Genomic DNA, 12,733 nt, shown 5'->3' with positions numbered 1-12,733 from the left:
TTCAGACTTCGGCGGGCGAGCTTCACCTGCTGACCGGAATGTTCATGATTAACGGACAGCCTTGCGGACTGCTCGGCCGGGGCGGAGGTCCCATTACCGGAAATACGAGCCATTTTATTGCAATGGGAGTGAGATGATTTGCGTGAGAATGTAGATAATTATCCGGGCACGCGCCGCCGCGGGCTTCGCGGAAGGCTGCCGCTGCGCCTTGTTTTCCTGCTGCTGATCGCGGCGGTGCTGGCTCTGGCCGGCTGTTCCAATAATCCGGACAGCGTATTCTCCACCGATTCCGGAGCGGCATCGACGAGCGAGGTGGCGCGGGTGCCGTGGGATTACCGGGTGGTTGAGGGTACGGTCGGCGACATTATAGGCAGCGACATGACGATCCTGCCCGATAACGAGATGCTGCCCAATGACGGCAATTACGCGACAGGGGACAAAATCTATACGATCCAGTACATGGACGCCGAAATCACGACCGATGCCGATCAGAGGAACCAGGTCCGCCTGTCTTCGTGGTCGACGATCAAATCCTATAAGGACTTGAAATCGGCAACGGATGACCTGAAGAACCTGAAGGTGTCGGTTACGACGGACGTTGACCTGATCGGCGTCTACAAGACGAAGTACAAAGACAAGACAAGAAACTTTGCCGTAGTGGAGCTGCCTTCGGGCAACCGGATCAAGCAACCGATCGACGATAAGCGTTATACCGCGATGGAGAAGAAGAAGACGGTGCCGGTTGTGCTGGAGGAGGTCCATGATTTTGCGGACTATGATTTGGCTTATGCAAAATTTCGGGGGTGGGCGGATTGACGGTAGTCATCAATATTCTGGTTAGTGTAATTTTTATTATCGTGCTTCAATTGCTGGGGATGCTGATCTTCAGCTGGATGACTCCGTTCAAGGATATGGAAGAACTGAAGAATGGCAATGTGGCGGTAGGGCTCGCGCTTGGCGGGAAATTTCTGGCGACGGCGATTATTCTCGGGGTGGCGGCCTATACGAACTCGTCGATCTGGTTCATGGCGGTCTGGTTCGCGGTCGGCTATGTCTGTCTGGTGCTGTCCTACTGGATCTTTGAGCTGGTCACGATCGGCTTCAGAATCTCCGACCAGCTGAAGAAGGGCAATGTCGCCGTGGGGACGCTGCTGTGCCTGGTCTTTGTCGGAACCGCGTTCGCGGTCAGCAGTCTGATTATATAACCATTTGAAGGCCCGCAGGGCTGTCTCCTAACCGTTAGGCGGGGGCGGCTATGCGGGCCTTTGCGGAGCGCGGGGGGCGACGGCCATTCACTTTTTGTTAAAGCTGTCAGCGATTGTGACTCATATCAAGAAAAGAACGATTATCCTTGGTATTGTCCTGTTTGTCGCGTTCAGCGCTACGGTCGCCTATGTGCTTGAGCCGGACACGTTCGGCAGTTGGTTTAATTCGTTCTATTGGGTGATGACTACCATGGCTACGGTCGGCTACGGCGATTTTTTCGCAAAGACCGCCATCGGCAAAATATTTACCATTTTTCTGTACATTTTCGGTATCGGGCTGCTCAGCCTGGTCATCGGAAAGGTTATCGATTCGATTGCGGAAATCGGAAGGCAGAGGAGGGCGGGCAAATTGCCGTTTGTGGGAGAACATCATGTCATTCTGATTAACTGGAGCAAAAAAGCGCAGGCGGCGGTGGGCGAGGTGCTCAGCTATACGCCGGACTGCCAGATTGTCATTATCGATGAATCCGGTTATCATCCGCTGGAGCAGATGAAGAGCAGGTGTCATTTCATCAGCGGCGATCCTTCCTCCGACGATATTCTGGTGAAGGCGGGCCTGGCCAGGGCGAGGGCGGCCATTATCTTCGGCGATGTACGGATCGACGAGGCCGCTCTGGTGGACGGCAAGTCGCTGCTGATTGCCTCAAGCATTGAGCGCATCGCGCCGAATGTGCATACTACGGTGGAGATTATGCAGGAGAAGAACGTGCAGAACTTCCGGCATGTCCAGGTCAACGAGTTCGTGCTGTCGCATGACGCCGTTTCCCGGCTGGCGGTAAGGGCCGCGCTGCAGGAGGGGAATCCCGAGGTGATCGCGCAGCTCATCAGCCGCTCGCATGGCGACGACATTTATGAGGTGCCGGTTGACCGGGCATGGAAGACCTACGGAGATGCTTTTCAGGGTCTGCTGCGCCAAGGCGCAACCCTGATCGCCGACCGCCACGATCTGGGCATCAACCGCAAGCTGACGGAACCTATCCCGGCGGAAGCGAGGCTGTACATCGTCTCCGATGAGGCGACCTACCGGAAGATCACAGGCAAGAGGTGAGGGGCGATCCGAGGAAATATTTTGCATAAAATGTCCATCCTGGTGAAAGCTTTATCCGAAAGAAGGGTAAGTTAATACAAGATGTCTATTTTAATTGAGAAGAGGGATTAACAATGAGAGAAGGCATTCATCCGAAATATCAGCAGGTTATTTTCTATGATGCCAGCGCGGATTTCAAGTTCCTGAGCGCCTCAACCAAATCTTCCGGCGAGACGATGGAGTGGGAAGACGGCAATACATATCCGGTCATCCGGGTCGACTCCAGCTCCGCTTCCCATCCTTTCTATACGGGCAGACAGAAGAATATCGACACCGGAGGCCGGATCGACCGGTTCAACCAGCGTCTGAACTACAAGAAATAACGTATCACCAAAAAGGACCATTCGCATCAAGGCTTCCGCCTTCTGCTAATGGTCCTTCTTCATGGCTGTGACGGCTGAGCTTACGATATTTTGCGGAACAGCGATTTCCAGCCGAATACCTGCACTTTGACGAGCAGCTTGCTCAGCCAGTACGCCAGTACATACAGGAGCAGGAACAGCAGCACAAGAGGGCGGAATACGAGCCAAAGCACGACCCATATCAGGAAGAACTGCCACCTGCCAAGCCGCTTCCTTACTATAAACGGCATGAGGAGAACGCGGTAGAACCAGTATTTCTTCTGCAAGCTGTTCAGGTATTCGCTGCGGATCTGCGCATCGGCGGGATCGATCCGGACCGCGTTCTTCATGAATTCGATCTCTTTGCCGTAGTCGCCTCTTCTATCCGCCGCCCAGGCCAGGTACAGAAACGTCTGGTCGTCTTCGGGGTCATAGAACAGCGCCATGCTCTCTGAAGAGAGCGAGCCCTCGAAGTCTCTCATATTCGCGCGCAGGTAGCTGTCCGCCGCAAGATACAAGGAGCGGTCCGGCGCAAGCCGAAGCGCGTGGTCCATCTCTTCCCTGGCGGTCTTGAAATTCCCCTTTTTGTGGGCAAGGTTGAATTTGAGAAACGGATAATAGCTTTCCAGCGGATCGAGCCGCTGCGCTTCCTCCGCTGCTTCCAGGAACAGCTCCTCCTTGCCCTGGGAGTAGAGTGTCATGGTCCGAACGAACCAGGCCATCGCATTCTCCGGATCATAGCGGAGCGCCTCGGCTGAATAGTTCATCGCCCGGTCATAGCGGCCGGCTTTCATATGAATTTGCGCGAGCAGACCGTATGCGTCGGCGTTCTCCGGATCTTCGAGAATCCAATGCTCGGTTTCCCGGATCGCTTCATCGAAGCGTCTCCAGTTCATCAGTTGAAAGGCCCGCTCGTAGCGGGGAGCGCCCGGGGCGTGCAGGCTCATGGGCATCACCGCCTGTTCATTTGATTCGGTGGGTCTTCACGTAGTCCAGCACCTGCTCATAGTCCTTGTTGATGTCGCTGAAGGTAGCGTAATTCTTCGCCGTGGAGAACCAGTCGAGCGTCGTCGGCTTACGGCCCTCAATGCTCGACTTCATGTCTTTGTCCGTAATCGGCTGGATGCTGCCGCTCTCAAGCGAACGCTCAATGGCATGCTCAACCGCATCCCGGACGATCTGCTCCAGATCGGCGCCCGAGAAATGCGGCGTCATCTCGGCCCAGCGTTTCAGGTTCAGCGCTTCCTGCGGCTTGCCCTGAAGCTTCAGGCCGAGAATCAGCTCCCGTTCCGCCGGTTCGGGCGGCGGGACGAAGAACAGATGGTTGAATCGCCCCGGCCGCCGCAGCGCCGAATCGAGATACCAGGGAGTGTTCGTCGCGCCGATGACGAGCACCTCATGGTTGAAGGAATGCAGTCCGTCGAGCTCGATGAGCAGCTGATTGACCAGCATGCGGTTATGATGCTGATGCATCTGATGGCGGCTTCCGCCAAGCGCGTCTAGCTCGTCGATGAACATGACGCAGGGCTTTTCCTGACGGGCCTTTTCGAAGAAATCATGCAAATTATGCTCGCTTTCGCCAATATACATGGAGAGAATCGCCTGCAGCTCGACATGCAGGAAGTTGGCGTTGATCTCTCCGGCAATGGCCCGGGCCAGGAACGTCTTGCCGCATCCGGGAGGGCCGTACAGCAGGAGACTGCCGCCGGCGGATTTCCCAAAGGCCTGGAACATTTCCGGCTGCTGAAGCGGCAGAATAAAGTTCAGGCGGATCTTCTTCTTGAGCTCTTCCATCCCGCCCACATCCTGAAAGGTAACTTGCGATTGTTCGGTTTCGACCAGGCTGCTGTTATTTCCGTCGAATGAAATGACCTTAAGTTTCGGCCTGATCCGGTTCTTGTCCTGTTCGTCATAAGGCACGGCAATTCACGCCCTTTCATCCGCGAAGCCTCTTCTCTGATAGCGCAGAAGACGCAGTTTACCTAGTATTATAAGCAATCAAAAAAAGAGACGCAATTTGCATCAGCGACGGGTTCAATGATGGGATGCGGCCGCTTTGGGTTCAAATCGGTCTTTTTACTTAATTTTGAAAAAAAGCTTTATTACTTCGTGACTTTCGAGGTATAATTTACCACAAGAAAGAAAATTATGGAATTTACGAAGGTGAGAATATGTGGGTTCTATTAAAGGATATGTCTGATGAATCGGTGCTGCTGTTTTTGCTGGCGGATCTCGCTTACCTTACAGTGATGATCCTGTGCCTGCGGCAGAAATAAGCCTCTTGTTTCGAAATCTCACCATGACCTTCGATGATCGGCTCGATTCGAACATCCCGTTCTTTTGGATGCGTGCAAGCGGCGGACTTATGCTACAATGGGTGTGCAATCCAAGCGGAGGGATGAACATAATGAGCGAGAAGATAAACGAGCAGGAAATGATCCGGTTCATCGCAGGCAGAACGAAGGCCGATCCGAAGGCGATTTCCCTTATTTTGAAGCATGAGCAAGCTTTTATCAGCAGCGCCAAGGCGAACGCCAAGGGCGAAGTTGACATCGACAGCGACGATCTGGTCGACTATGTGCTCAGCCGCCGCGACATAAAACTGGACGAGCTGACGGTCGAAAGCGTATTGGAAGCGGAGATGGACTATTTGATGGATAAGGGGCTGGCCGGTTATCTGGATTAGCTTCCTGCTGCCGGGTCGCGGTTTCTTGCAAGTCCCCAAAAAGCTGGTGCCATAGGCACCGGCTTTTTGGCATGTGCATGAGGCTTAAGTCCGTGCATGCCCTGATTTCAGGAACGGGCGCAGTTAACGGACTATGGCCGGTGCCGCTTCTCCTTCGGGCGGGTCATGCTCGACCAGGCCATGCTTCTCCCAGGCCCGGCTGCGCCAGCGGAAATACATAATGATCGCCCGCAGCCATTCGTCGGCCGCATTGGCCAGCCACACCCCGGCAAGCCCAAGCTGGAGCTGGATGGCGAGCACATAGGCCAAGGGCAGACTCATGCATACCATGGAGATCAGCCCCATGTATACCGGGAATTTGGCGTCCCCCGATGCCCGCAGGGAATTGATGATAATCAGGTTGGTCGTTCGCCCCGTCTCCAGAAAGAAGCTGAGCAGCATGACCTGGGCTCCCATCAGAATAATGTTCTCGTTGTCCGTGAACAGCGAGAACAGGGGGATGCGGAAGATGATGGCGAGCGCGTCAATGACGACGGTGGCGAGCAGCGCCCATTTGACGCTCTGGAACACCCGCTTGTAGGCTTCCTGCGGCAGTCTCGCTCCTACCAGGTGGCCGACGATGATGGAGGTGCCCATCGCCACCGCCATGCTGAACAGATAAATGTAGCTGGAGATATTAAGCGCATATTGTCGGGCCGCCAGCGCTTCCGCGCCCAAATAGGTGATATACAGCGTGAATATGAGCTGGCAGGCCTGATAAGTAATCGACTCGAAAGCGGAAGGGATGCCGATTTTCAGTATTTTCATCACATAAGTTTTGTTCAGCGAGAAATAAGAGGTCCACTTGATGCGGACTTCCATGATCCGGTACATCAGCAGGAAGAACAGGAACAGGCAGATCAGTCGGCTGAGCACAGTCGAAATAGCCGCGCCCTCCACGCCGAGCGCCGGAAAGCCGAAGTGGCCGAAGATCAGAACATAGTTGCCGATCACGTGCAGAATGTTCATAAGCAGCGACAGCAGCATCGTCTGCTTGGTGAAGCCGTGGGTGCGGATCGTGGCCGCGAGAGCGTTGATCAGCGCCTGGAAGAAAATAAACCCGCCGACAATAGAAATATACACCCGTCCGTAGGTGAGAATTTCGCCCTGAATGTTAAGCACGGACAGCAGGGTTCCCCCGAATACGAGAAAAATAAGGCTCAGCAGCACGCCAAGGCCCAGACTGAGCGCGATGGAGCTCGCGGTAACCTCCGCCGCTTCAAGCGGCTTTCTGGAGCCGAGATACTGGGAGATGACGATGGCCGCGCCGTTCCCGACCACGCTGAGCACGAGGATGGCGACCTGGATAATCTGGTTCGCCGCTCCTACGCCGGATACGGCATCGTCCGAAACCGAACTGATCATGAACGTGTCTACCGTCCCCATCAGCATGAACAGGAACAGCTCAAGGAAGATTGGCCAGGTCAGCTTGAAGAGACTGACTTTTTCATGGGAGGGGCTTCCGTTATTCACAGCGGTGTCGACTGCCATGAAGATCACCTTCTTTTTGTAAAGTTAGGGTTCCTCGCCCGATATCAAAGGACAATCTTAGCACAGCTTGCAGCTAAAATCATCACTTTCTCCACGTAAGCGGAAAAACCCCGTTTTGCACATTAGTATCCTCCGGGTAACTACACCACGGCAAAGTGCCTACTTCCTAGATGGAAATGTACTGTCTACAATAGGCGTAGCAATAAATTATATAACCACGAAGGAGATATGCCCCCATGAAATTGCAATTGGCGCTTGATTTGGTAGACATTCCCGGAGCGAAGGAAGTAGTGGCGGAGGTTGCCGACTATATAGATATTGTTGAAATTGGAACTCCGATTGTGATTAATGAAGGACTGCATGCTGTAAAAGCGATCAAGGACGCTTTTCCGCAGCTTACGGTATTAGCCGACCTGAAGATTATGGACGCGGGCGGTTACGAAGTGATGAAAGCCTCTGAAGCGGGCGCGGATATGATTACCGTACTCGGCGTTTCCGACGACTCCACGATCAGAGGCGCGGTTGAAGAAGCCAGGAAAAGCGGGAAGGAAGTTCTCGTCGACCTGATTAATGTCAAGGACATCAAAGGCAGAGCGGCGGAAGTGGATGCTCTCGGCGCCCACTACATCTGCGTGCATTCCGGCTACGATCATCAGGCCGAAGGCAAGAACTCCTTTGAGGATCTGCAGGCGATCAAGAGTGTGGTCAAACAGGCCAAGACGGCCATTGCGGGAGGCATCAAGCTGGACACGCTGCCGGAAGTGATCGAGGCGAAGCCGGACCTTGTCATCGTAGGCGGAGGCATTACCGGACAAGTGGACAAAAAGGCTGTCGCTGCTGAAATGAAGCGTCTTGTCAGTCAGTCTTAAGCGTCCGATGAATACCGTACAGTACGCAGAGGAAATTATCAATGAGCTGCGGCGGTCCGTATCCCGGATTCCCATGCAGGAAGCGGAGGAGCTCGCCGAACAGGTTCTTCACGCAAAACGCATCTTCCTTGCGGGAGCAGGAAGATCCGGTCTGATGGGACGGGCGTTCGCCATGCGGCTGATGCATGCGGGCAAGGATGCTTATGTGGTCGGAGAAACGGTGACTCCCGGTATTGCCGAGGGAGATCTGCTTATCGTTGGCTCCGGCTCGGGAGAGACGCAGAGCTTGATTGCAATGGCGCAAAAAGCCAAGGCACTCGGCGCGGGCGTAGCCGCGCTTACGATCAACCCGGAGTCGACGATTGGACGTCTGGCCGATGATACGGTCAAGCTCCCCGGAGCGCCGAAGGATCAGGCGGCAGGAAGCGGCTCGACGATTCAGCCGATGGCCTCGCTGTTTGAGCAGACGCTCCTCCTGTTCTATGATGCCGTTATCCTGCGGCTAATGGACAAAACGGGGCAGACGACAACCCGAATGTTCGGCAAGCATGCCAATCTGGAGTAGTAAGCGCAGACTGCGTTCAGATTGTCGAGAAACCCACGTCCTTACAGGGCGCTGGGTTTCTTTGCGTTTTAATTAAGGACTTAGTACCGTTGACTCACTATTTTATGTAGAATATGTTTGAATTAATAGATATTTTTGGGTGAGGGGATTGAAATATGGGACAAGGATGCATTGTATTCAACTCTAATGGAGTGTTGGTGAATACCAGATCACTAGCCGTTCAACTCTTTAACCAGATCGCTGCAACTAAAGGATTCCAGAGTATTCAACCTGACCAGGTGGAAGAGCTTAGCCGCTTATCCATTCGAAATCGTTGTAAATTATTAGGGGTACCCTGGCATCAGATGCCCATCGTTGGAATGTTAATTAAAGCAGGTTACCAGGATGCTTTCCCTACGATGAAAGCTGTGAAGGGAATTTCAAAGCTGCTTCATGATTTAAAGGACCGGAATATTAAAATCGGTTTTATTACATCCAATTCCCAAAAGGCTACCCGCGAGTTTCTTCCAAACAATCAAATGGATTTCTTTGATTATGAGTATTTTTCAGTGAATCCTTTTACGAAATTTAGAGACCTGAATCAGTTCTGCAAAAAATTCAACTTGAAAAAAGAGGACCTCATTTATGTTGGCGACGAACTGCGAGATATTAAGGCTGCTAATCGGTCAGGGATAAAAAGCATTGGTGTAACCTGGGGCTATGATTCATCTGCACTTCTTCAACAAGGGAAGCCGGCTTTTATTGCTGCCAAGCCTGATGATATCTTGAGCTTCATTGAAGGAGAATAAAGGATGTCCTTCATTTTCTTTGTCATAGCCCAGTCTTTTAAAAGTGGAGCCGTAAATTTTATAAATAAAAGTAGTCTCGTTGACATATTACGTGCAATTCGGGAAGCGCATATGAACCAAATATATATTCATCCTGACGGCTCTGAGATTTTAAGGAAGGAATATTTGAAGGAAATCAGTCTGAGTAAAATTCTTACTCCATCGGAACGGCAAGTATACGATCTGAAATCGAGAGGTCTGAATAAGACCCAGATTGCGGGACAGCTCCATAAGTCCATTAGCACAATTAAAAAACAAATTCGATTCGTAAAAGATAAGCTTAAGGAGCAAGGCATTAATTTTTAGGGGGGCCATAAATTTGGACCTCCCTTTTTATGAGTCATTGGATAATAATAGAAAACAATACCAAATGCCATTCTAAATTATTCGGCTTTCAACCGTCTAATCGACTTGGAGGCGGTCAACTTGAAGGAGCTGGAACAAATGATCGAACAAAAGAGGGTGGTGCTCCATCTATTTGCAAAAATGTATGGGATTAAGGATCAACGGACGATTAATAAATCTGTAGAATTAGATAATCTGTTGAATACTTATTTGCGCCGGAAAATACACCCACAACATGGGCCGACTGCATGAACGTGGAGAAACGGTTAAACCTGAAGAATTGTTCGCAGCAGCTTGCCCGCTCAAAAGTCCAAACCGCCACGTCTTACGCCAGGTCTTCACGGAGCCTGCTCTCTTTCGGGGCGGCATGCGTTTCTTTTTTGTAGTATGATATCTACAAGAGGAGGGGGCAAACATGGCAACGGAGATCAAGGACCGGATCAATCTTAAGGAAATTAACTGTGAAAAAGAGCTGACTCTGGCCGTCATCGGCGGAAAGTGGAAGCTGATTATTCTATGGCATCTCGGCCTCGACGGCACGAAGCGATTCAGCGAGCTGAAGAAGCTCATTCCCCATATCACGCAAAAAATGCTGACGAACCAGCTTCGGGAGCTGGAGGAGGATCAGCTTGTACGGCGTAAAGTGTATGCGGAGGTCCCTCCGAAAGTCGAATACTCTTTAACGGAATATGGCCAAAGTCTGATGCCTGTCCTGCGCATGATGTACGACTGGGGCAAGAACTACGGGGAAAATGTCATTTGGAAGGACGGACGCCCGGCAAATGTATAGATAGTTTTCAATGGAGGGTCATGCTTGCCGAAGGCCGCTGCCGCTTAAAGAAGCTCTGAACCGTCTATTGGCATAAAGAAGCCTCCCTGCTTGGCATTTCAGCCAGGCCCTGGGAGGCTTCTTGCATGAGGCGCGGGAGGGATTCAGGCCTGCTGTTCGAACAGCTTGGCAATCTCGATAATCACCTCGGCCGCTTTGACCATCGAATCGGCGGAAATATATTCGAACTTCCCGTGGAAGTTCTCCCCTCCTGCAAAAATATTCGGCGTCGGCAGTCCCATATAAGACAGCTGGGAGCCGTCGGTGCCGCCGCGAATCGGATGGACAATCGGGGTAATGCCGAGATTCGTCATCGCGGTATGGGCGATATCTACGATATGGCGCACAGGCTCGATTGGGTCGCGCATATTGTAATATTGGTCTTTCAGCTCAAGCTGGATGCCGTCTTCTCCGTAAGTCTGCCTGAATTCCTCGGCCAGTGTCTGAATCAACGCCTTCCGCTCCTCGAACCGTTCGCGGTCAAAGTCGCGGATAATATAACTCAGCCTGCTGGTTTCCACGGTGCCCTGGAACGAATTCAGGTGATAGAAGCCTTCCTTGCCCTCCGTGAATTCCGGCGATTCCCCGGCGGGCAGCCGCTCGTGGAAGGCCATGGCGATTTTGGCGGAGTTGATCATCTTGCCCTTGGCCGTTCCGGGATGGACGTTGACGCCGTGAAAGGTGATCCGCGCCGCCGCCGCGTTAAAGCTCTCATATTCCAATTCTCCGAGGGGTCCGCCGTCCATCGTGTAGGCGAACTTTGCGCCGAAGGCGGCCACATCGAATTTGTGCGCGCCGCGTCCGATCTCCTCGTCCGGGGTGAAGGCGACCCGGATTTTGCCGTGCTTGATCTCCGGATGCTGCTTCAGATAATGCATGGCGGTCATAATTTCGGCGATGCCCGCTTTATCATCCGCGCCAAGCAGGGTGGTGCCGTCGGTCGTAATCAGCGTCTGCCCCGCGTACCCGGCCAGCTCCGGAAAGCTCTTCGGCGAAAGCACGACATTCAGCGCCTTGTTCAGCACGATATCGCCGCCGTCATAGGATTCGACAATCTGCGGTTTAACGCCCGCGCCCGTTATCTCGGTCGCGGTGTCCAGATGGGCGAGAAAGCCGATGACGGGGACGTCCTTGTCGCTGCTTGGCGGAAGCGATGCGAACACATAGCTATGCTCGTCGACTGTAATTTCCTCCATGCCGATTTCGGCCAGCTCTGCCGCCAGCTTCCGGGCCAGCGCCGATTGTCCCGGCGTCGAAGGACAGGTCTCGCTGGTCTCATCGGACTGCGTATCCATGCGGGCATATGAAATAAAGCGCTCCATAACCTCCTGCTTCATGCTTCTCATCTCCTCTGCATCTTCGTAGCTACTCTTCATATTATCATGTTAGGAAGGGAAACCCTATTCAGAGGATTTCGTTCAGAAGGACGAAAGGAAGCTCAGTCTTGTACTCCTGCCAGGGCCTCGGCAAAAAGCTCATAGGAGCGCAGCCGGGCGGCATGATCGTAAATCTGCGACGTTACGATCCATTCGTCGGCCTGCGTCTCCTCCAGGATCTGCTGCATCCGCTCCCGAACGGCGGCTTTATCGCCGATTACGGCATACTGCTGTCTGCCAAGGACAAGGGCCTGCTCCTGCGGACTCCACAGCTCATCCATGCTGTCTGCCGGAGGCTTCAGCTTGCCGGGGCGGCCGCGGATCAGGCTGAGCGCCTGCTGCTGCGAGGAGGTCGCAAGCCGCCGGGCTTCCGCATCCGTGTCCGCCGCCACGGCGCTTAGGCCGACCATGGCGTACGGCTTGTCCAGCGCCCTGGAGGGCCGGAAGCTGGCGCGGTACAGCTGAAGCGCCGGCAGCAGGTAATCGGGGGCGAAGTGGCTGGCAAAGGCGAAGGGAAGGCCGAGCTGGCCGGCAAGCCTTGCGCTGAAGCCGCTGGAGCCGAGCAGCCAGATCGGGATGTTCAGGCCCTCGCCGGGAACGGCCCTTACGCCGGGAGGCCGCGAGTCCGCCGCGCCGGGGTCGAAATAGGCCCGGAGCTCGGCAAGCTGCTCCGGGAAATCGCTGCCGTCGCTGCCCAGGCCGCGCCGGATTGCCCGGGCAGCGGGCTGGTCCGAACCGGGCGCCCGTCCAAGGCCGAGATCGATCCGGCCCGGGAACAGCGACTCCAGCGTGCCGAACTGCTCGGCAATCATCAGTGGGGCGTGGTTGGGCAGCATGATGCCTCCGGAGCCGACGCGGATGCTCTTCGTTCCCGCAGCCACATGCCCGATGACGACCGACGTGGCCGAGCTGGCGATGCCGGGCATGTTATGATGCTCGGCCAGCCAATAGCGGCGGGATCCCCACCTCTCGGCGTACTGCGCCCGATCGAGCGCGTTCCGCAGCGCGTCCGC

The 12,733-nt window shown here is 53.9% G+C and carries 15 protein-coding genes and 1 pseudogene; 11 read left to right on the top strand and 5 right to left on the bottom strand.

The features are described from left to right. The 5 genes and pseudogenes from L692_RS32785 to L692_RS0114915 form a co-directional block, all read left to right on the top strand. Positions 1-137, top strand: a pseudogene (locus L692_RS32785) (glutathionylspermidine synthase family protein); the annotation flags it as partial. 1 nt (position 138) lies between these two features. Beyond that, positions 139-816 carry a hypothetical protein gene (locus L692_RS0114930; protein ID WP_025700971.1) on the top strand — a complete coding sequence of 226 codons (678 nt, stop codon included), beginning with the start codon at positions 139-141 and terminating at the stop codon, positions 814-816. Next, positions 813-1,205: a DUF350 domain-containing protein gene (locus L692_RS0114925; protein WP_025700970.1), complete on the top strand. Its 393-nt coding sequence runs from the start codon at positions 813-815 to the stop codon at positions 1,203-1,205. Before L692_RS0114930 ends, L692_RS0114925 begins: the two co-directional genes overlap by 4 nt. A gap of 94 nt (positions 1,206-1,299) precedes the next feature. After that, positions 1,300-2,313 (top strand): potassium channel family protein, encoded by a 1,014-nt coding sequence (locus L692_RS0114920; protein ID WP_332258268.1) that lies wholly within the window; start codon positions 1,300-1,302, stop codon positions 2,311-2,313. Positions 2,314-2,426: 113 nt separating this feature from the next. Next, a complete protein-coding gene (locus L692_RS0114915) occupies positions 2,427-2,675 on the top strand; it encodes a type B 50S ribosomal protein L31 (protein WP_025700968.1) in 249 nt (82 codons plus the stop codon). 80 nt (positions 2,676-2,755) lie between these two features. Here L692_RS0114915 and L692_RS0114910 read toward each other — a convergent pair whose 3' ends face one another. Next, positions 2,756-3,640: a tetratricopeptide repeat protein gene (locus tag L692_RS0114910; protein ID WP_025700967.1), complete on the bottom strand. Its 885-nt coding sequence runs from the start codon at positions 3,638-3,640 to the stop codon at positions 2,756-2,758. Positions 3,641-3,656: 16 nt separating this feature from the next. Continuing rightward, positions 3,657-4,613 (bottom strand): ATP-binding protein, encoded by a 957-nt coding sequence (locus L692_RS0114905; protein ID WP_025700966.1) that lies wholly within the window; start codon positions 4,611-4,613, stop codon positions 3,657-3,659. A 487-nt stretch (positions 4,614-5,100) separates the two neighbouring features. On the opposite strand from L692_RS0114905, the gene L692_RS0114895 reads away from it, so the two are divergent. Then, entirely contained in the window at positions 5,101-5,379 is a 279-nt protein-coding gene (locus L692_RS0114895; protein ID WP_025700965.1) for a hypothetical protein, read from the top strand. A 123-nt stretch (positions 5,380-5,502) separates the two neighbouring features. Here the strand turns inward: L692_RS0114895 and L692_RS0114890 are convergent, their stop codons facing one another. After that, positions 5,503-6,909 (bottom strand): MATE family efflux transporter, encoded by a 1,407-nt coding sequence (locus L692_RS0114890; RefSeq protein WP_025700964.1) that lies wholly within the window; start codon positions 6,907-6,909, stop codon positions 5,503-5,505. A gap of 236 nt (positions 6,910-7,145) precedes the next feature. On the opposite strand from L692_RS0114890, the gene hxlA reads away from it, so the two are divergent. The 5 genes from hxlA (at position 7,146) to L692_RS0114860 (ending at position 10,305) form a co-directional block, all read left to right on the top strand. Next, positions 7,146-7,778, top strand: coding sequence for a 3-hexulose-6-phosphate synthase (gene hxlA, locus L692_RS0114885; protein ID WP_025700963.1), 633 nt, complete (start codon positions 7,146-7,148; stop codon positions 7,776-7,778). A 7-nt stretch (positions 7,779-7,785) separates the two neighbouring features. Next, positions 7,786-8,343, top strand: coding sequence for a 6-phospho-3-hexuloisomerase (gene hxlB, locus L692_RS0114880; protein WP_025700962.1), 558 nt, complete (start codon positions 7,786-7,788; stop codon positions 8,341-8,343). Between the two features lie 155 nt (positions 8,344-8,498). Then, positions 8,499-9,131, top strand: a complete 633-nt coding sequence (locus L692_RS0114875) for an HAD hydrolase-like protein (RefSeq protein ID WP_025700961.1) — start codon at positions 8,499-8,501, stop codon at positions 9,129-9,131. A 465-nt stretch (positions 9,132-9,596) separates the two neighbouring features. Then, complete coding sequence (locus L692_RS31250) at positions 9,597-9,767, top strand: aspartyl-phosphate phosphatase Spo0E family protein (RefSeq protein WP_084463213.1); 171 nt, start codon at positions 9,597-9,599, stop codon at positions 9,765-9,767. 163 nt (positions 9,768-9,930) lie between these two features. Then, positions 9,931-10,305, top strand: a complete 375-nt coding sequence (locus L692_RS0114860) for a winged helix-turn-helix transcriptional regulator (RefSeq protein ID WP_025700959.1) — start codon at positions 9,931-9,933, stop codon at positions 10,303-10,305. 143 nt (positions 10,306-10,448) lie between these two features. Here L692_RS0114860 and pepT read toward each other — a convergent pair whose 3' ends face one another. Together pepT and L692_RS0114850 are read right to left on the bottom strand one after the other, a co-directional pair. Continuing rightward, positions 10,449-11,681 carry a peptidase T gene (gene pepT, locus L692_RS0114855; protein WP_025700958.1) on the bottom strand — a complete coding sequence of 411 codons (1,233 nt, stop codon included), beginning with the start codon at positions 11,679-11,681 and terminating at the stop codon, positions 10,449-10,451. 101 nt (positions 11,682-11,782) lie between these two features. Then, the coding region (locus L692_RS0114850; protein WP_025700957.1) for an LLM class flavin-dependent oxidoreductase at positions 11,783-12,733 on the bottom strand (951 nt) is incomplete at its 5' end.

The organism is Paenibacillus forsythiae T98 (genome assembly GCF_000520735.1).
Lineage (GTDB): Bacteria > Bacillota > Bacilli > Paenibacillales > Paenibacillaceae > Paenibacillus_AQ > Paenibacillus_AQ forsythiae.
The sequence above is the reverse complement of the archived record's forward strand: the minus strand, read 5'-3'. Positions and strand labels throughout refer to the sequence as shown.

What these genes read in the sequence shown, in the direction of transcription:
- hxlB (WP_025700962.1), top strand. Translation starts at nt 7,786, where the DNA reads ATGAATACCGTACAGTACGCAGAGGAAATTATCAATGAGCTGCGGCGG.
- L692_RS0114910 (WP_025700967.1), bottom strand. Translation starts at nt 3,640, where the DNA reads ATGAGCCTGCACGCCCCGGGCGCTCCCCGCTACGAGCGGGCCTTTCAA.
- L692_RS0114890 (WP_025700964.1), bottom strand. Translation starts at nt 6,909, where the DNA reads ATGGCAGTCGACACCGCTGTGAATAACGGAAGCCCCTCCCATGAAAAA.
- L692_RS0114895 (WP_025700965.1), top strand. Translation starts at nt 5,101, where the DNA reads ATGAGCGAGAAGATAAACGAGCAGGAAATGATCCGGTTCATCGCAGGC.
- hxlA (WP_025700963.1), top strand. Translation starts at nt 7,146, where the DNA reads ATGAAATTGCAATTGGCGCTTGATTTGGTAGACATTCCCGGAGCGAAG.
- L692_RS0114875 (WP_025700961.1), top strand. Translation starts at nt 8,499, where the DNA reads ATGGGACAAGGATGCATTGTATTCAACTCTAATGGAGTGTTGGTGAAT.
- L692_RS0114860 (WP_025700959.1), top strand. Translation starts at nt 9,931, where the DNA reads ATGGCAACGGAGATCAAGGACCGGATCAATCTTAAGGAAATTAACTGT.
- pepT (WP_025700958.1), bottom strand. Translation starts at nt 11,681, where the DNA reads ATGAAGCAGGAGGTTATGGAGCGCTTTATTTCATATGCCCGCATGGAT.
- L692_RS0114915 (WP_025700968.1), top strand. Translation starts at nt 2,427, where the DNA reads ATGAGAGAAGGCATTCATCCGAAATATCAGCAGGTTATTTTCTATGAT.